Origin of the sequence: Mesorhizobium sp. M0045, assembly GCF_040323385.1 — a bacterium.
Lineage (GTDB): Bacteria > Pseudomonadota > Alphaproteobacteria > Rhizobiales > Rhizobiaceae > Mesorhizobium.
Map to the genome: position 1 here is coordinate 239,719 of NZ_JAMYUY010000006.1, position 15,326 is coordinate 255,044.

General features: G+C 62.6%; 18 protein-coding genes and 1 pseudogene. 10 read left to right on the plus strand and 9 right to left on the minus strand.

The features are described 5' to 3' along the window. Positions 1-5: 5 nt before the first annotated feature. On the minus strand, positions 6-800 hold the full coding sequence (gene purC, locus NKJ72_RS12720; RefSeq protein ID WP_023674725.1) for a phosphoribosylaminoimidazolesuccinocarboxamide synthase: 795 nt from the start codon (positions 798-800) through the stop codon (positions 6-8). A gap of 270 nt (positions 801-1,070) precedes the next feature. Between purC and NKJ72_RS12725 the strand changes: the two genes are divergently transcribed. Then, entirely contained in the window at positions 1,071-1,391 is a 321-nt protein-coding gene (locus tag NKJ72_RS12725; protein WP_254817651.1) for a DUF1476 domain-containing protein, read from the plus strand. Positions 1,392-1,509: 118 nt separating this feature from the next. After that, the gene (locus NKJ72_RS12730) at positions 1,510-2,283 is read left to right on the plus strand and encodes an HpcH/HpaI aldolase family protein (protein ID WP_352477369.1); all 774 of its coding nucleotides are present in this window, start codon (positions 1,510-1,512) and stop codon (positions 2,281-2,283) included. Here NKJ72_RS12730 and NKJ72_RS12735 read toward each other — a convergent pair. Then, positions 2,280-2,828: an RBBP9/YdeN family alpha/beta hydrolase gene (locus tag NKJ72_RS12735; RefSeq protein ID WP_352477510.1), complete on the minus strand. Its 549-nt coding sequence runs from the start codon at positions 2,826-2,828 to the stop codon at positions 2,280-2,282. The two genes, NKJ72_RS12730 and NKJ72_RS12735, sit on opposite strands and share 4 nt — an antisense overlap. 271 nt (positions 2,829-3,099) lie before the next feature. Here NKJ72_RS12735 and NKJ72_RS12740 point away from each other — a divergent pair, with 271 nt between their 5' ends. Beyond that, a complete protein-coding gene (locus NKJ72_RS12740; RefSeq protein WP_352477370.1) occupies positions 3,100-3,912 on the plus strand; it encodes a VOC family protein in 813 nt (270 codons plus the stop codon). 5 nt (positions 3,913-3,917) lie between these two features. Here the strand turns inward: NKJ72_RS12740 and NKJ72_RS12745 are convergent, their stop codons facing one another. The 4 genes from NKJ72_RS12745 to NKJ72_RS12760 are packed head-to-tail and all read right to left on the minus strand — an operon-like array spanning position 3,918 to position 7,094. After that, on the minus strand, positions 3,918-4,490 hold the full coding sequence (locus NKJ72_RS12745; RefSeq protein WP_254817654.1) for an RBBP9/YdeN family alpha/beta hydrolase: 573 nt from the start codon (positions 4,488-4,490) through the stop codon (positions 3,918-3,920). Further along, the gene (gene purB / locus NKJ72_RS12750; protein WP_352477371.1) at positions 4,490-5,797 is read right to left on the minus strand and encodes an adenylosuccinate lyase; all 1,308 of its coding nucleotides are present in this window, start codon (positions 5,795-5,797) and stop codon (positions 4,490-4,492) included. The genes NKJ72_RS12745 and purB overlap by 1 nt, the downstream gene beginning before the upstream one ends. Before the next feature lie 59 nt (positions 5,798-5,856). Continuing rightward, positions 5,857-6,357 (minus strand): hypothetical protein, encoded by a 501-nt coding sequence (locus NKJ72_RS12755; protein WP_352477372.1) that lies wholly within the window; start codon positions 6,355-6,357, stop codon positions 5,857-5,859. 11 nt (positions 6,358-6,368) lie between these two features. Continuing rightward, positions 6,369-7,094 carry a DUF2259 domain-containing protein gene (locus NKJ72_RS12760; protein ID WP_352477373.1) on the minus strand — a complete coding sequence of 242 codons (726 nt, stop codon included), beginning with the start codon at positions 7,092-7,094 and terminating at the stop codon, positions 6,369-6,371. 245 nt (positions 7,095-7,339) lie between these two features. Between NKJ72_RS12760 and NKJ72_RS12765 the strand changes: the two genes are divergently transcribed. Continuing rightward, entirely contained in the window at positions 7,340-7,594 is a 255-nt protein-coding gene (locus NKJ72_RS12765; protein ID WP_254817658.1) for a DUF2171 domain-containing protein, read from the plus strand. Between the two features lie 47 nt (positions 7,595-7,641). On the opposite strand, the gene NKJ72_RS12770 is transcribed toward NKJ72_RS12765, so the two are convergent. Both NKJ72_RS12770 and NKJ72_RS12775 read right to left on the minus strand, forming a co-directional pair. Next, positions 7,642-8,661, minus strand: a complete 1,020-nt coding sequence (locus NKJ72_RS12770; protein WP_352477511.1) for a P1 family peptidase — start codon at positions 8,659-8,661, stop codon at positions 7,642-7,644. A gap of 14 nt (positions 8,662-8,675) precedes the next feature. Next, on the minus strand, positions 8,676-9,749 hold the full coding sequence (locus NKJ72_RS12775; RefSeq protein ID WP_352477374.1) for a branched-chain amino acid ABC transporter substrate-binding protein: 1,074 nt from the start codon (positions 9,747-9,749) through the stop codon (positions 8,676-8,678). A gap of 180 nt (positions 9,750-9,929) precedes the next feature. Here NKJ72_RS12775 and NKJ72_RS12780 point away from each other — a divergent pair, with 180 nt between their 5' ends. The 6 genes and pseudogenes from NKJ72_RS12780 (at position 9,930) to NKJ72_RS12805 (ending at position 14,256) form a co-directional block, all read left to right on the plus strand. After that, positions 9,930-10,424, plus strand: coding sequence for a flavin reductase (locus NKJ72_RS12780; RefSeq protein WP_254817660.1), 495 nt, complete (start codon positions 9,930-9,932; stop codon positions 10,422-10,424). Positions 10,425-10,491: 67 nt separating this feature from the next. Further along, a pseudogene (locus NKJ72_RS12785) lies at positions 10,492-10,587 on the plus strand (AAA family ATPase); the annotation flags it as partial. 62 nt (positions 10,588-10,649) lie between these two features. Continuing rightward, positions 10,650-10,988, plus strand: a complete 339-nt coding sequence (locus NKJ72_RS12790) for an XdhC family protein (RefSeq protein ID WP_352477376.1) — start codon at positions 10,650-10,652, stop codon at positions 10,986-10,988. Between the two features lie 6 nt (positions 10,989-10,994). Then, a complete protein-coding gene (locus NKJ72_RS12795) occupies positions 10,995-11,699 on the plus strand; it encodes an XdhC family protein (RefSeq protein WP_352477377.1) in 705 nt (234 codons plus the stop codon). After that, a complete protein-coding gene (locus tag NKJ72_RS12800) occupies positions 11,696-13,306 on the plus strand; it encodes an NTP transferase domain-containing protein (RefSeq protein WP_352477379.1) in 1,611 nt (536 codons plus the stop codon). The genes NKJ72_RS12795 and NKJ72_RS12800 overlap by 4 nt, the downstream gene beginning before the upstream one ends. 92 nt (positions 13,307-13,398) lie before the next feature. Beyond that, positions 13,399-14,256, plus strand: coding sequence for an alpha/beta hydrolase family protein (locus NKJ72_RS12805; RefSeq protein WP_352477380.1), 858 nt, complete (start codon positions 13,399-13,401; stop codon positions 14,254-14,256). Here the strand turns inward: NKJ72_RS12805 and NKJ72_RS12810 are convergent. Continuing rightward, positions 14,253-15,290, minus strand: a complete 1,038-nt coding sequence (locus NKJ72_RS12810; RefSeq protein WP_352477381.1) for a DUF1176 domain-containing protein — start codon at positions 15,288-15,290, stop codon at positions 14,253-14,255. The two genes, NKJ72_RS12805 and NKJ72_RS12810, sit on opposite strands and share 4 nt — an antisense overlap. Between the last annotated feature and the right edge of the window lie 36 nt (positions 15,291-15,326).

The window sequence follows — 15,326 nt, forward strand, 5'->3', positions numbered from 1 at the left end:
AGCCATCAGTGCGGCTTGCCTTTGACGCCGTCGGTCGATGCGACCAGCACCGGCCCGGCCGGACGCGGCGGTTCGTTCTCGTTCATGATGCCGAGGCGGCGGGCAACTTCCTGATAGGCTTCGACCAGCCCGCCCATGTCGCGGCGGAAACGATCCTTGTCGAGCTTGTCCTGCGTCGCCACATCCCACAGCCGGCAGGAATCCGGCGAAATCTCGTCGGCGACGACGATGCGCATCATGTCGCCTTCGAACAGGCGGCCGCATTCGATTTTGAAATCGACGAGCTGGATGCCGACGCCCATGAACAGTCCGGAAAGGAAGTCGTTGACGCGAATGGCCAGCGCCATGACATCGTCGATCTCCTGCGGGCTCGCCCAGCCGAAGGCGGTGATGTGCTCTTCCGAGACCATCGGATCGTCGAGCGCATCGGCCTTGTAATAGAATTCGATGATCGAGCGCGGCAGCACGGTGCCTTCCTCGATGCCGAGACGCTTGGCCAGCGAGCCGGCGGCGACGTTGCGCACCACCACTTCGAGTGGAATGATCTCGACTTCCTTGATCAGCTGTTCACGCATGTTGAGCCGGCGGATGAAGTGGGTCGGAATGCCCATCCGGTTGAGATGATTGAAGATGTGCTCGGAAATGCGGTTGTTGAGCACGCCTTTGCCATCGACGATTTCATGCTTCTTCTTGTTGAAAGCGGTAGCGTCGTCCTTGAAGAACTGGATCAGCGTGCCAGGCTCCGGTCCCTCATAAAGGATCTTGGCCTTGCCTTCATAAATGCGGCGGCGATTTTTCATCTGATTTTTCTCTGGATTTGCGGGCAGGCGGCAAGCGACCAGTTCCTGTCCGTCTGCCTAAAATAAGATGGCGACGGTGGGGTTCAATGCCGGTGTCTATCCCAATCGCACTGTTTGCTCAATCGGCAAATCCTTCCAATCAACCGCTTTCGGGGACCGAAATGCCGCAGCGCAGCAAGCAATGTAGCATATTGACCGGCCGGCGCCCTTTTGGTTTGTGCTCCGGCAACACATATTGGCACGACGAATCGGATTTCACGGAGGGATGCCATGAGCAGCATGAAAGACCGCGAAGAGGGCTTTGAGCGCAAATTCGCATTCGACGAGGAACTTCGGTTCAAGGCCGCGGCACGCCGCAACAGAGCGCTCGGCCTGTGGGCTGCCGAAAAGCTCGGCAAGTCAGGCACCGATGCCGACGCTTATGCCAGGGAAGTGGTCGTCAGCGACATTGAGGAAGCCGGCGATCACGACGTTTTCCGCAAGATACGCAAGGATTTTGATGCGGCCGGCATTGACCAATCGGACCATCAGATCCGCCGCACCATGGATGAATTGATGGCGCAGGCGATCGAGCAGATCAAGAACACCTGACCCTTTTCGATACCGATCGAATGCTGGACCAATCGACCGCTCGGCCCAACCGGGCGGTTTTTCTTTGCCTTTGCGGTCATTTCCGGCTGAATTGTTGCAACCAAAGAGGAAATCGCCAATGTCCCTGAAGTCACGCCTTGCGGCCGACGAGACACTGTTCACCGCATGGTCAGGCGTGCCGGATGCTTTGACGGTCGAGATACTGGCCAGACAAGGATTCGACGCGGTTACGCTCGACATGCAGCATGGTGGCCATCACGAGGACAGCGTGCTACGCGGGCTTGTACCGGTGCTGGCCGCCAACAAGCCGGCTTTGGTGCGCATCCCGGTCGGCCGCTTCGACATGGCCAGCCGCGCGCTCGACTTCGGCGCCGAGGCTGTGATTGCGCCGATGGTGAATTCAGTGGCGGACGCAAGGCTGTTTGCCGCCGCCATGAAATACCCGCCGCTCGGCGAGCGCTCCTGGGGCCCCACCTATGCCTTTCCGCGCCACGACAAGGGCGATCATGCGGACTGGCTGCGCGACAGCAACCAGCGCACCATGGCGTTCGCCATGGTCGAAACGCGCGCCGCGCTTGATGCACTCGACGGCATCCTCGACACGCCGGGTATCGACGGGATCTTCCTCGGCCCGTCGGATTTCTCGATCGCCTGGTCGAAGGGGACCACCGTCAGTTCGACGCTGGAGAGCATGATGGAGACCGTCGCCTCGATCGCCGAGCGCACCCGCAAGGCCGGCAAGCATGCGGCGATCTATGTGATGGAACCGGCCATTGCCGGTCGTGTGGTGTCGATGGGTTACCGGCTGCTGGCGATGGGTTCGGAGCATTCGCTGATTTCGCTTGGGGCAAAGACTCTGCTGAGCAGCGTCAGGGATTCGATCGCTTCCTAGAGATCCGTCAGGAATTTCGCGAACGTCATCGAACCTTCGGGCCAGGGGCCGAAGCCGGAATCCGCGTTGAGATGACCGGCATCGCCGGCGTCGATGAATAGCGAGCCCCAGGCCGCGGCAATGTCCTCGGCGACGCCAAAGGCGCAGAACGGGTCGTTGCGGCTGGCGATCACCACCGACGGAAATGGCAGAGGATCGCGCGGATAGGGACCGAAGGTCATCAGGTGCCTCGGCTTTATCTTTGGATTGGCGACATCGGGCGGCGCCACGAAGAAAGCGCCGGCGACCGGTCGCTCGAACCGAGACAATGCCTGGATGACCGCGGCGACGCCAAGCGAGTGAGCGACAATGACGACCGGCCGCTCGGCCTCGTTAACCGCCTTGGCGACACCGGCCGTCCAATCCTCGCGCACCGGCTTCGACCATTCCGTCTGTTCGACGCGGCGCGCTGTCGATAGTTTCGACTGCCAGCGGCTCTGCCAATGATCGGGGCCGGAATTGGTGTAGCCCGGCACGATGAGAATATCTGCTTCCCTGACTTTCATGGCGCGCATGTAGCGAGAGGCGCTGTCGGGTGCAACCGGGTATAAACTCAACAGCGACATGCAAACGCACCTCTCATGAGCCCGGTCTGCTCGCCATTGTGAACACCTTGTTCGCTTCTTGCGCTCTTGTGTGAACGATAGCGATCGACGATCTGTCGCCAGGAAAGAATGGCTGTTCCGAGATTTTGGCACGGACACGGCGTAGAATGATCGATGGCGCCGGGTTCCTCCGTTGGAAGCTTGTCGAGCGCCGGCTGAACGGAGCACTTTGATGAGCGAACTGCCTTTTGCCGCAACGACCCCGGTCAGCGTTGCCCGCGTCGGCTTGCGGGCGCGCGATGCAGAAAATCTCGCTGCCTACTATCGCAAAGTCGTCGGTTTACAGGAACTGAGCCGCGCCGGCGGCACGATTACGCTCGGCGCAGTCAATCGCCCTTTGCTCGACATCGAAGCGGATCCGGCTGCGAAACCCGATGACCCGCGCAGCGCCGGTCTTTTCCACACCGCCTTCCTGCTCCCTAGCCGGGTCGATCTCGGCCGCTGGATCAACCACGCCATCGCGGGCAAGATTGGCATCGAGGGCGCGTCCGATCATCTGGTCAGCGAGGCGCTTTATCTTACCGACCCGGAAGGCAACGGCATCGAGATCTATGCCGACCGCCGCCCCCAGGATTGGAAATGGAATGGCGACAAGATCGCGATGGCGACGGAGCGGCTGAACATTCCGTCGGTCATTGCCGAAGTGCCGGCCGGTGACGTCGGCTGGCAGGGCGCGCCGGAAAACAGCATTATCGGCCACGTCCATCTGCGGGTCGGCCGGCCGGAAGAAGCCGAAGCATGGTGGCATCAGGAGTTCGGTTTCGACACCGTGGCAAAATACGGTGGCGCGGCGGTGTTCCTGTCGTCCGGCGGCTATCATCACCACATTGGCGCAAATGCGTGGCAGAGCGCGAGCGCCGGTCGCCGCGATCCCGCCCGCTCCGGCTTGGCCTGGGTCGAGATGCGTTCGGACAATGTGGCTGATGCAACGACCCGCGAGGATCCGTGGGGCACGGTGATCAGGACCGTTCCCGGCAAGGCGTAGTTCGGTTAGAGCTTGGCCTTTTCAAGCAAGCGGCCAAGCATCAGCAGGCCCGCCGGCCATAGGCCGAGGCCGGCCTCGTTTCCCATGTGGCCGAGATCGCCGGCATCGGCGATATCCGCGCCCCAGGCTGCGGCAAAAGCGGTCGCCTTGTCGAAAGTGACGCGCGGGTCGCTGCGACTCGCCACCACCAATGCCGGGAAGGGCAGGCGCTTCAGCGGCATCGGCGCGAACGGGCGCACCGCGTCGAATGAGGGATCGGTATCCTCGACATTGGTCGCGGCAACCAGGAATGCCGCCGCGACCTTGTCGAGTTGGCTTTGACTGGCACTAGCAGCCCACTTCACCGCCGTCGCCACCGCCAGCGAATGCGCAAGTAGCACGACGCGGCGCGGTGCGGCGGCCACCGCCGCATCCACCTGGCCGATCCAGTCCCCGGGCTTAGGCCGGTCCCACTCGGCCTGCAGCACGCGGCTCGAATTGGGGAACACCCGGCACCAATGCGACATCCAATGATCCGGCCCGGAGTTGCCGCGCCCGGGCAGGGCAAGGAAATCGAAATCTCCGGCCGACGAAATCATCAGGCCTCTCCGAACACTCGGCTGAAGATCGTATCGACGTGCTTGGTATGATAGCCCAAGTCGAATTTCTCGCGGATCTCGGCCTCGGGCAGGGCAGCGACAACGTCCTTGTCGGCCAAAAGTTCCTCAAGAAAATCAGCGCCTTGCTCCCACACCTTCATCGCGTTGCGCTGCACCAGCCGGTAGGCGTCCTCGCGCGAAACGCCAGCTTGCGTCAGCGCCAGCAGCACGCGCTGCGAATGCACAAGGCCACGGAATTTGTTCATGTTCTTCAGCATGTTGTCGGGGTAGACGAGCAGTTTGTCGACAACGCTGGTCAGCCGTGAGAGCGCGAAATCGAGCGTCACCGTCGCGTCGGGCCCGATCATGCGCTCGACCGAGGAATGCGAGATGTCGCGCTCGTGCCACAGCGCCACATTCTCCATTGCCGGCAATGCGAACGAGCGCACCATGCGGGCAAGGCCGGTTAGATTCTCGGTCAGCACCGGGTTGCGCTTGTGCGGCATCGCCGACGAACCCTTCTGGCCGGGTGAAAAGTACTCTTCTGCTTCGAGTACCTCCGTGCGCTGCAGATGGCGCACCTCGATCGCCAGCCGCTCGATCGACGAGGCGATCACGCCGAGCGTGGCGAAGAACATCGCGTGGCGGTCGCGCGGGATCACCTGCGTCGACACCGGCTCCGGCTTCAGTCCGAGTTTCTTGGCCACGTATTCTTCGACATATGGGTCGATATTGGCAAAGGTGCCGACCGCACCGGATATGGCGCAGGTGGCGATGTCCTCGCGCGCGTGCACCAGCCTCTCGCGGCAACGCGAGAATTCGGCATAGGCCTGCGCCAGCTTGACGCCGAAGGTGGTCGGCTCGGCATGGATGCCGTGGCTGCGGCCGATGGTAATCGTATCCTTGTGCTCGAAGGCGCGGCGCTTGAGCGCCGCAAGCAGCCCGTCAATATCGGCCAGGAGGATATCGCTGGCCCTGGTGAGTTGCACGGCAAAACAGGTGTCGAGAACGTCGGAGGATGTCATGCCCTGGTGGATGAAGCGGGCATCCGGGCCGACGAATTCGGCAAGATGGGTGAGGAAGGCGATGACGTCATGCTTGGTGACGCGCTCGATCTCGTCGATGGCTTCGACATCGAATTTCGCCGCCCCGCCTTTCTCCCAGATGGTCTTAGCGGCCTCCTTCGGGATGACGCCGAGCTCGGCCAATGCGTCGCAGGCGTAGGCCTCGATCTCGAACCAGATGCGGAACCGGGTTTCGGGCGACCAGATGGCCACCATTTCCGGCCGGGAGTAGCGAGGGATCATCAGTCGGTCCTGACTTGCGAGAGCATTTGCCCGCGTCCTAACAGAGGCAGGCAAAATGCTCAACGTTGCTGGCGCGCAAACCAGACACTGGCGACAGCGAGCGCAATGAAACCGAGCGGAAAATACAGCCGGATGCCAAGGACGACGAACTGGTAGAGTGCCGTCAACATCGTGAACACGAACTGGAAAACCCAGGTGATGGTGAACGCGGGCGCATGCCATTGGACATAGTAGGAGCGGTATTGCAGCCCAAAGAGGCCGCCGGTGAAGACAATCGTCGCTGCGAGAAGGCAGACGAAGGCGGCGGCGAGGGCGATCTCCCAGTGGCGTCCGAGCGAGACGAGCCGCGCCAGGAACAGCCCAATCGGGAAAGCGAGCGCACCGCCGGCTGCATAAAGCAGCGAGACGAAGCGGATCTTTGCCGGGGTCTCCCAATTGTACTGCAGCAAATTGAGCAGCGCGCTGGCGCCCATCGCCATGGCCCACAGCAAGGCACCGGCAAATGCCGTGCGCAGCGACGGCAGAGCGCGGCGGAGACGATACAGGGCGCGATAGCGCATGGCGGGGAACGTCACAGGCGACCGGTTACCGCGATCCAGCGATAGTCCGGCCCCTCGAACCCGTATTGGCGCACTGCGATCAGCACGGCATAGGCGCTGAGGCTATCCAGTGAAAATGTCTGAACCGCGCCGATCTGGTAGCCATTCGGACAGCCTCTGCTTTGCGGGATCGATTTGTCCTCGTGAATAATGCTCGTCTGACCGCCGTCCTTCGCATCGATGCGCAGCAGGCGAAAGCCATTGATCTCGCCCTGGCTCTGGCAGCGCTCGGTGTCATTCATGCCGATCTGGTCGAGCCGGAACTCGAGCGGCTCGTCGACCGGCGAAAAGATCGGGCGCGGATTGACCACCATGCGGAAGGGATCGGCGGAAAGCTCGGTCACCGGGTTGAAGCCGGCGGTGATGCCGCGATTTGCCTTCAGTTCCGCTTGACTGACGATCGCTTCGCCCTTTTGCCGGGCCTGCAGCCGCGCCGCGTCCACCGGGGCATTCTCGTCGTCGAGCCGGACACGGATCGGCGAGCCCTTCAGGAAACTGTCGTCGGCCGTGTCGATATAATAGCGGTTTGCATAGGGAAATCCCGATCCGTCCTGGACGCCGTATTCCTCGAAGGCAAAGACCCCGCCATCGCGGCTGAAGCCGAGGATCTCAAGCTCGGCGACATCGCCTGCGTGGGCGGCGGCCAAAGTTGCAAGCTGGGCAAGCAGGCAGACGGCAAACAGAGCAAGATTTCGCATGGGGAATTCCATTCAGGCGGTGGACGCCGTTAAATTCCTATCACGATGCCGTCAAAAGATCGTGCTGACTGAAACACAAAGTCGATGCATCCAATCCGGCTGTCGTTTGTTATTGTCGGCAGCTTCACCGCATCGTGCCTTCCGAAAATCAGGATCGATTTCGGAAGGTACGGCGCATTGATTCAAAATGTTTTAGAGCGTCCTTTGCGCGTCCAAAAGCGCGCGGCGCTATAAGGGAGACCCCCATGACAGATGCAGCCAAGATTCGCGAACGTATGGAAGTGATCGGCGCCGACGGGGTCCATGTCGGTACCGTCGACAAGGTTGACGGAGATCGCATCAAGCTGACCAAGCGCGACAGCGGTGAGGGCGCTCACAGGGGTCATCACCACTTCATTCCTCTCAGCCTTGTCGCCGAGGTCGAGGGCCAGAAGGTGCGGCTGTCGGCAAACTCGGACGTTGCGGTCACGTTCGAGGAAGAAAAATCCGACCCCACTTGATCATAAGTCCAGTCCGGTTACGGCAAATCCGAATGAGCCCTGCGCGGTCAGCGCGACGACCAGACCGGGAACAGATCGCTCTCGGCCGGCGTCGCGGCAAAGACGCCGCGGCTGATGGCGCGCGCCATCGTGGCGCCGGCGGCGGCGTAGAGATCGATCGCATCGTTGGGCCTGAGCTCGATGCCACTCTTGCCCGTTGCCAGCGCGAAGACCAGATCGCCGTCTGCGGGCGTGTGCGTCGGCCAAATGGCACGGACAAAGCCGTCATGCGCTGATATCGCCAGGCGTTTGGCGGCGGCCTTCGTGAGTACCGCGTCGGTGGCGATCACGGCGATGGTCGTATTGGCGCCGGTTTCCGCCTGCTCTGCGGCATGCTTGTCACGGAACTTCAGCAGGATCTTTCTGGCATCGTCAGGCATTGGGTGGGGAAAGCCTAAGCCGCCGAACTCGTCGCCGATCTCGAACGGCGCCGCCCAGAAATGGCGGGTCCCGGCGACCGTCACCGAGCCCGTCGGGTTGACGGCGGCGAGCGCGCCGATGGTGACGCCGCTGTCCAGCACTGTCGAGGCCGAGCCGAGCCCGCCCTTCAGGCCGGAGCTCAAAGCCCCACTACCAGCGCCGGCAGTGCCGAGCGCAAAGTCGATCGCGGCGGCTTGCGCGGCTTCGTAGCCAAGGTCGCGGTAAGGCGGATACCGGCCCCAATCCTTGTCACCGCCATTGCGCAGGTCGAACAGGATCGCCGCCGGCACGATCGGCACCCGAAAGCCGCCGACCTCGACGCCGATGCCTCTTTCGCGCAAGGCCGCCTGCACCCCCGACGCGGCGTCAAGGCCAAAAGCCGAGCCGCCCGAAAGCACCACGGCATGGATGGCGTGGATCGAATTGTGCGGCTCGAGCAGGTCGGTTTCGCGGGTGCCTGGCGCACCGCCCAGGATTTGCACGCCGGCCACGGCCGGTTCGTCGCAGATGACGGTGGTCACACCGGATTTCAGCTTCGCATTCGCCGCATTGCCGACACGCAGGCCGGCGACGTCGGTGATGAGATTGCGCGGACCCGTACGGAACATCCCCGTGCTGGACATCATTGGCTCTCCGCCGGCACGAAACGGCCGCCGTCGAAACGGTAGGCTCGATAAGGATTTTGCGTCAGGTCACCTTTTTCGTCAAAGCGGATCGGTCCGATCGCCGTGGCGAAGTCATGCGCGGTCAGCACGTTGGCCAGTCTCTCGCCGGAGCTTTGCGTCAATGCCGAAGCCGACTTGGCGATCTCGACCGCGGCATAGGCGGGCAGGGTGTAACCTTCCGGCACGATGTTTTGCCCGGCAAAGCTCTGCAGCACCTTGGGGTCGGCGACATCGGCCCATTCGGGCGGCGCGATCATCAGCGTGCCGATGGCATAAGGCACATCGCCGAGCGGCGCGCGCAACGCTTCGCCGCCCGCAAACACCATGCCGGTATTTAGCTGGCCAGCATCCCGGCCCATAATGGCGACATCATCGCCGTCGCCGCCGGCAAAGACATGCGTTGCGCCGGCTTTCTTAAGTCGGCCGATCAGGCCGATCTGGTTGTCGAGCTGCGGCCGGAACGTGTCGACGAACACCGGCTTCAGGGCCGCTTGCTCGGCGGCTGCCCGAAACGTCTCGGCCATTTCGCGGCCATAGATCGTGCCGTCGTCGACGATGGCGAACAGCTCGGTCTGCCATAGGCGGGTGAGGATGGCAGCGACGGCATTGCGCTCGTCGTCGCCGCGCGGCCCGAGACGATAGATCGGCCATCCCGTCTTGGCGCGCCGGTCGGTCAGGCTTTCCGTGCGAACGCCGACTGTGATCACCGGTATGCCGGCATCCTTGAGGATCGGCAGAGCCGCCTCGATTGCGTCGGTGCACAAAAACCCGATGACGACGTTGACCTTGGCCGCGGCGAACTCCCGCGCGGCGGCGGCGCCACCATCGGCCGTGCAGGCGTCATCGATCGTCGTGATTTCGGCGTCGTTCGCTTCAGCCGCCATTGTCGCGCCTGCCTCGATCTGTTTGCCGAGGATCGCCGACGGCCCCGACAGCGGTGCCGCGACGCCGACCAGCAGCCTCTCGGCGCTCGCACCCCCGGCGACCGAGAGCCAGGCCAGCACCGCTATTGTGGTTGTCCAAGGTCGCATGCGAGCGAAGAATTCCTCCGCGCCGGTCGCGTGTTCTGCCGGCGCCAATGCCGTCAAGACCTAAAGGCTGGCCAGCTTTGGCGCAACACGGGAATCCAGGATATACGTCAAGCACTTCGCTTGTGGGCTGCAATATCCCCCCATATATAACGGTTGGTTCTGACTAGTGGAAAATCATCGGTGCTGAAGAAGAATGACATCGGGCCGCAGGCCTACCGCGACGCGATGGCCCATTTTGCCGGTCATGTGCATGTAGTCACCACCGATGGCCCCGCCGGCAGGCGCGGCGCGACGGTGATCGCGGCCTGCTCGGTGTCGGACACGCCGCCAACCATCCTGGTCTGCCTCAATCGCGAAAATCCCAAGAATGAGCCGTTCGTGGAAAACGGCAAATTTGCCCTGAACACGCTGGCTTCGGATCAGGAGCCGCTGTCGATCGGCTTTTCCGGCATGACCGGCCTGCCGGTCGAGGAGCGTTTCGCGTTGGCCGAATGGGATGTGATCTCGACTGGTGCGCCGACGCTGAAGGGCGCGCTCGCCGTCTTCGACTGCGAACTGATCGACTCCAAGGATCTGGCCACCCACCGTGTGCTTTTTGGCAAGGTTACAGGTTTGCGTATGGGCGATAACTTGCGGCCGCTGATCTATCACAACCGCGGCTACCACGCTTTGTAGAGGCTTTCAGGTGGCCGCGCCCGCGGAGACAGAATGACCGAGTGGAAAACCGCGTCCGGCGCCGCGGATGATCGACGAGACGCTCGATCTGTTGACCCGTGCGGATTATGTGGCGGACCGGTCGCTGGCAACCGTGCTGTTTTTATGGGTTCGGTCGACCCGCGCCGATGGATCGAGGCTGGCGTGAAGCGCGTCGCGTAACCACATGTCTCCCAAGGAGGAATCATGGAACGCAGTATCTATCTCGATGAGGCTCGCGACCCGCTAATCATCGCGGAGGGCTGGATGAAGGACGGCAAGGATGTCGCCATTGCCACCGTGGTCGAGACCTGGGGCTCCGCGCCGCGCCCGGTCGGCAGCCACCTGGTCATCGACGCCCAAGGCAATTTCCACGGCTCCGTCTCGGGCGGCTGCGTCGAAGGCGCCGTAGTCACCGAGGCGGTCGAGGTTATCGACAGCGGCAAGGCCAAAATGCTCGAATTCGGCGTCGCAGACGAGACCGCCTGGCAAGTCGGCCTGTCATGCGGCGGCCGCATCAAGGTCTATGTAGAAAGATTGGGTTGATCTCGAATGGATCCCTATGCGCTGAAGACACTCAACGCCGAACGCCGCGCCCGCCGCGCGGCAATCCTGGTCACCGATCTCGGCGACGGCCGCGACCGTGTCGTGCGCGAGGGAGACCGGGTAGCCGGTGAACTCGGGGCGGCCGTCGCCAAGGCATTTCGCACGGGCAATTCCGGTTCGGTCGAAGCTGAGGGGCGCACGTTCTTCCTCAACGCACATCTGCCGCAGCCGCGCCTGGTGGTGATCGGCGCCGTCCACATCAGCCAGGCGCTGGCACCGATGGCTAGGATCGCCGGCTATCCTGTCGAGATCATCGATCCGCGCACGGCCTTTGCCACGCCCAATCGTTTTCCCGATATCGCGCTGCATGCCGAATGGCCAGAGGATGTGCTGACGCGTCAGCCGCTCGATAACTATACGGCGCTGGCTGCTCTCACCCACGATCCGAAGATCGACGATTTCGCGTTGAAGGCGGCGCTCGACGCCGGCTGCTTTTATGTCGGCGCGCTCGGCAGCCGCAAGACCCACGCCAAACGTGTGGAACGCCTGCTGGCTTCGGGGGCGACAGCCGACCAGATCGCCCGCATTCATGCGCCGATCGGCCTCGACATTGGAGCTGCCAGCCCGGCCGAGATAGCCGTCGCGGTGTTGGCGCAAGCGATCCACGCCTTTCGCTCCCGCGGCCTCGAATCCAAAGGCGCAGTCGCGTGAAATTTGGTCCCGTTGCGATCGATGCGGCCGAAGGGGCAGTGCTTGCGCACGCCACTACAGCCGGAGAGCGCCGCTTCCGCAAGGCGCACCGGTTAAGCGCCGGAGATGTGTCCCTGTTGAAGGCCGCTGGCATTTCCGAGGTCGTCGCGGCGGTGCTGGCGCCCGATGATCTCAGCGAGGACGTCGCCGCTGAAAAGATCGCCGCATGTATGATCCATCGCAACATCGAGGCGAAGCCTGCCGCGACAGGTAGGGTCAACCTCCACGCGCAGGCTGCCGGCATGTTCACCGTCGACGCGGCGATGATCGACGCCATCAACGCCGTCGATCCGACGATCACCATCGCCACGCTCGCGCAGCATGCGCCGGTCGAAAAAGGTCAGATGGTAGCAACGGTGAAGATCATTCCGTTTGCGGCCGCCTCCGTTTTGGTCGATGCGGTGGCAAGGATCTGCGCGGGCGGCGAGATCTTTGCGGTCAACGCCTATCAGCCGGTGCGCGTCGGCGTCATCCAGACGGTGCTGCCCGGCATCAAACCCAGCGTGCTCGACAAGACGCTGCGCGTCACCGAAGCACGCCTGGCGCGTTCGGGCGGCAGGCTGACGGCGGAGCGTCGAACGCCGCATGAAATTATCCCCGTCGCCGAGGCTGCGGCCTCGCTGATCCGCGACAACGATATGGTGGTGATCTTCGGCGCTTCGGCGATGGCCGATTTCGGCGACGTCGTTCCTGCTGCGATCGAAAGGGCGGGCGGCACTGTCGTCCGCGCCGGTATGCCGGTCGATCCCGGCAATCTGCTGGTGCTCGGCACACTCGGCGGCAAGCGCATCATCGGTGCGCCGGGCTGCGCCCGCAGTCCCAAGGAGAACGGCTTCGACTGGGTGCTCGACCGGCTGATCGCCGGTCTCGACGTGACCGCCAGGGATATTGCCGGCATGGGTGTCGGCGGTCTGTTGATGGAAATTCCGACGCGGCCGCAACCGCGCGAGCCGTTGCCGGCCAAAGCCGAACCAAAGGTCGAGATTGTGCTTCTGGCCGCCGGCCGCTCCAGCCGCATGGGCGGGCCGAACAAGCTCTTGGCACTGTTCGATGGCAAGCCTCTGGTCCGCCGCACCGCCGAACGCGCGGTCGGTTCGAAAGCCGCGGCCACCATCGTAGTCACCGGCCACCAGAGCGAGCGCGTGCGCAGTGCACTGTCTGGCCTCGATGTGACCTTCGCCGACAATCCGGATTTCGCCGAGGGTCTGTCTTCGTCGCTAAAGGCCGGCATCGCCAAGATTTCCGGCGACGCCGCCGGCGCCATGATTGTCCTCGGCGATATGCCCGGCGTCGCCTCGGCCGACCTCGACAGGCTGATCGAGGCGTTCCGCAGGTCAGAAGGCCGATCGGTGGTGCGGGCCTCGCACGCTGGGCGGCGCGGCAATCCGGTGCTGCTGCCGCGTCCGCTGTTTGCCGCGATCGCTCACCTCCAAGGCGATACCGGCGCCCGCCATCTGGTCGAGGCCGAAGGGCTCGACGTCATCGATGTCGAGATCGGCGAAGGGGCAGCGATCGATGTCGACACGCGCGAGGCGCTGGAAGGCGCCGGCGGCGTGCTGCAGGATTGACAAACCGAAGCCGAAAAACGCATGGCTGAGGGATGGCCTTTCGTTCCTGCTTCCGGTTCCGCTTGCCCCCCTCGGGCCTCCCGGCCCTGCTGATGGCGATTCTTTTGCAGCTCTTTTGTGTCGCCTATGCCAACGCTCTCGAACTCAAACCCTTCAAGGACGATCTGTTCGCCTATCCGGTCACCCTCTCGTCCGAGAGCAACGGCGCCTATACGGTGGTCGATTATCGTGAGCTGCGCGACATCAACGCTCGTGACGAAGTGCCTGAGCGTCGTGTGCACGCGCAATACACCGAAACCGGCGTGCGCAAGGTGCAGCAGGATCTCTTGCTGAAGACCGACGCCGGCGATGTCCGCCACATTGCCGTCGGCAAGACCGGGGGCGCCAGCATCATCGTGCTTTATCTGCACGGGCAGGGCGGCAGCCGTAAGCAGGGCACCGACGACTTCACCTTCGGCGGTAATTTCAACCGCATCAAGAACCTGATGGCGGGCAATGGCGGTCTCTATCTATCGCCGGACTTTTCCGATTTCGGCGACACAGGTGCCGCCCAGATCGCCGCGCTGATCGACCACTATGCCGAACAATCGCCGAGCGCAAAAATCTTCGTCGCCTGCGGCTCGATGGGCGGCTCATTATGCTGGAAGCTGGCCGCCCGCAATGATACCGGCCGGCGCATCGACGGGCTGCTGCTGCTCGGCTCGCTATGGGACGAGAGTTTCTTCTCAAGCCCCGCCTTCAAGCGTCGTGTGCCGGTCTTCTTCGGCCAAGGCAGCAAGGACCCGGTGTTTCCAATCGAGAAACAGGAAGCCTTCTTCCGCTCCATCCTGGCCAAATCGAAGAGCTATCCCACACGCTTCGTCCGCTTCGAGACCGGCACGCACGGCACGCCCATCCGCATGACCGACTGGCGCGGCACGCTCAACTGGATGTTGTCGGAGGCCCCTTAAGGCGCGGTATTGTAGTCGACGACCGTCTGCGGATTTTCCTCGCCGTCATAAGACGCGTCGACGTCGTACTGGACCAGGGAAAAATCGCCGTTGCGAAACAGATAGGTCCCCGACGAAGAGGCATCGCCGATGCCGCGCCATTTGTTGAAGGTGGTGATCGTCTTGGTCTCTTCGTCGTAATCGGAATTGGTTGCCCAGCCGGAGGTCTGGAAGCCAACTATGGTCATGCCCAGCAATTTGCCGTCGCTGTCATTGTTCTCGTAGCGGATGTCCATTTCAGGTTCGGCGAACTGCAATTGTCTTACGCCAAGCACGTCGTCGCTCATGTAATAGATCGAGTTTTCGTTGTAGGCTGCGGCCGAGCAGGCGAAATGGAAAAGCCGCGTTTCGCTTTCGGGATCGCTGGTAGCCGCATCCTTGTCCTTATAGTGGATCGAGAAAATATCCGGCTTCTGCGCCAAAAGATCCTTGTCGCACTGGTCGCCATAGGTCGCGGCAAACGCCTTGTTGGCCTGCTCAAGCGCTGCGTCCTTCTTCGGCGGCGGCGGTCCTTCGCCGCAGCTTGCCGGCACGGCATCCTCGAAATCGGCCTTTGAGGGTTTCAGCGCACCCTTGTCGATGAAGATCGAGCGAAATGGCGGTTCCTGGATCGAGGCGTTGATCTGGCGCAGCGTATAGCAGCCGGCAAAGACATTCTCGCTGCCGTCCTTGGCCGTCGCCCGGATGGCGACCGGAACGCTGTAGTAGATGCTGCCGGCAGCCCCGTCTTCGGATACGCCACCGGTTTTGACTTCGACCGTGTCCGTGCCGTCATAGCCTTTGACGAAGGAATTGAAATCCTTGGCCGGCTTGGTGTCGCCGAAATAGTCCCAGGCGCGCGCGAATTCGTGCCGGCTGATGGCACTATAAAGCGACCGGATCACCGCTTCGGCATTCGACCTGTCGTCGATATAAGGCGCGTCTGCGGCGAGCGCCGATTGGCCGGCAACGGCAAGAGAGATAAAGGCGGTCGCTGCAAAAAGGGCGCGTCTCATGGGGAACCTCCACTCGATAAAAAATCCTATCATATC

Bases quoted from the DNA above. Each gene is read 5' to 3' on its own strand.
- purC (WP_023674725.1), bottom strand. From the start codon at position 800: ATGAAAAATCGCCGCCGCATTTATGAAGGCAAGGCCAAGATCCTTTAT.
- NKJ72_RS12725 (WP_254817651.1), top strand. From the start codon at position 1,071: ATGAGCAGCATGAAAGACCGCGAAGAGGGCTTTGAGCGCAAATTCGCA.
- NKJ72_RS12730 (WP_352477369.1), top strand. From the start codon at position 1,510: ATGTCCCTGAAGTCACGCCTTGCGGCCGACGAGACACTGTTCACCGCA.
- NKJ72_RS12735 (WP_352477510.1), bottom strand. From the start codon at position 2,828: ATGAAAGTCAGGGAAGCAGATATTCTCATCGTGCCGGGCTACACCAAT.
- NKJ72_RS12740 (WP_352477370.1), top strand. From the start codon at position 3,100: ATGAGCGAACTGCCTTTTGCCGCAACGACCCCGGTCAGCGTTGCCCGC.
- NKJ72_RS12745 (WP_254817654.1), bottom strand. From the start codon at position 4,490: ATGATTTCGTCGGCCGGAGATTTCGATTTCCTTGCCCTGCCCGGGCGC.
- purB (WP_352477371.1), bottom strand. From the start codon at position 5,797: ATGATCCCTCGCTACTCCCGGCCGGAAATGGTGGCCATCTGGTCGCCC.
- NKJ72_RS12755 (WP_352477372.1), bottom strand. From the start codon at position 6,357: ATGCGCTATCGCGCCCTGTATCGTCTCCGCCGCGCTCTGCCGTCGCTG.
- NKJ72_RS12760 (WP_352477373.1), bottom strand. From the start codon at position 7,094: ATGCGAAATCTTGCTCTGTTTGCCGTCTGCCTGCTTGCCCAGCTTGCA.
- NKJ72_RS12765 (WP_254817658.1), top strand. From the start codon at position 7,340: ATGACAGATGCAGCCAAGATTCGCGAACGTATGGAAGTGATCGGCGCC.
- NKJ72_RS12770 (WP_352477511.1), bottom strand. From the start codon at position 8,661: ATGTTCCGTACGGGTCCGCGCAATCTCATCACCGACGTCGCCGGCCTG.
- NKJ72_RS12775 (WP_352477374.1), bottom strand. From the start codon at position 9,749: ATGCGACCTTGGACAACCACAATAGCGGTGCTGGCCTGGCTCTCGGTC.
- NKJ72_RS12790 (WP_352477376.1), top strand. From the start codon at position 10,650: ATGGAACGCAGTATCTATCTCGATGAGGCTCGCGACCCGCTAATCATC.
- NKJ72_RS12795 (WP_352477377.1), top strand. From the start codon at position 10,995: ATGGATCCCTATGCGCTGAAGACACTCAACGCCGAACGCCGCGCCCGC.
- NKJ72_RS12805 (WP_352477380.1), top strand. From the start codon at position 13,399: ATGGCGATTCTTTTGCAGCTCTTTTGTGTCGCCTATGCCAACGCTCTC.
- NKJ72_RS12810 (WP_352477381.1), bottom strand. From the start codon at position 15,290: ATGAGACGCGCCCTTTTTGCAGCGACCGCCTTTATCTCTCTTGCCGTT.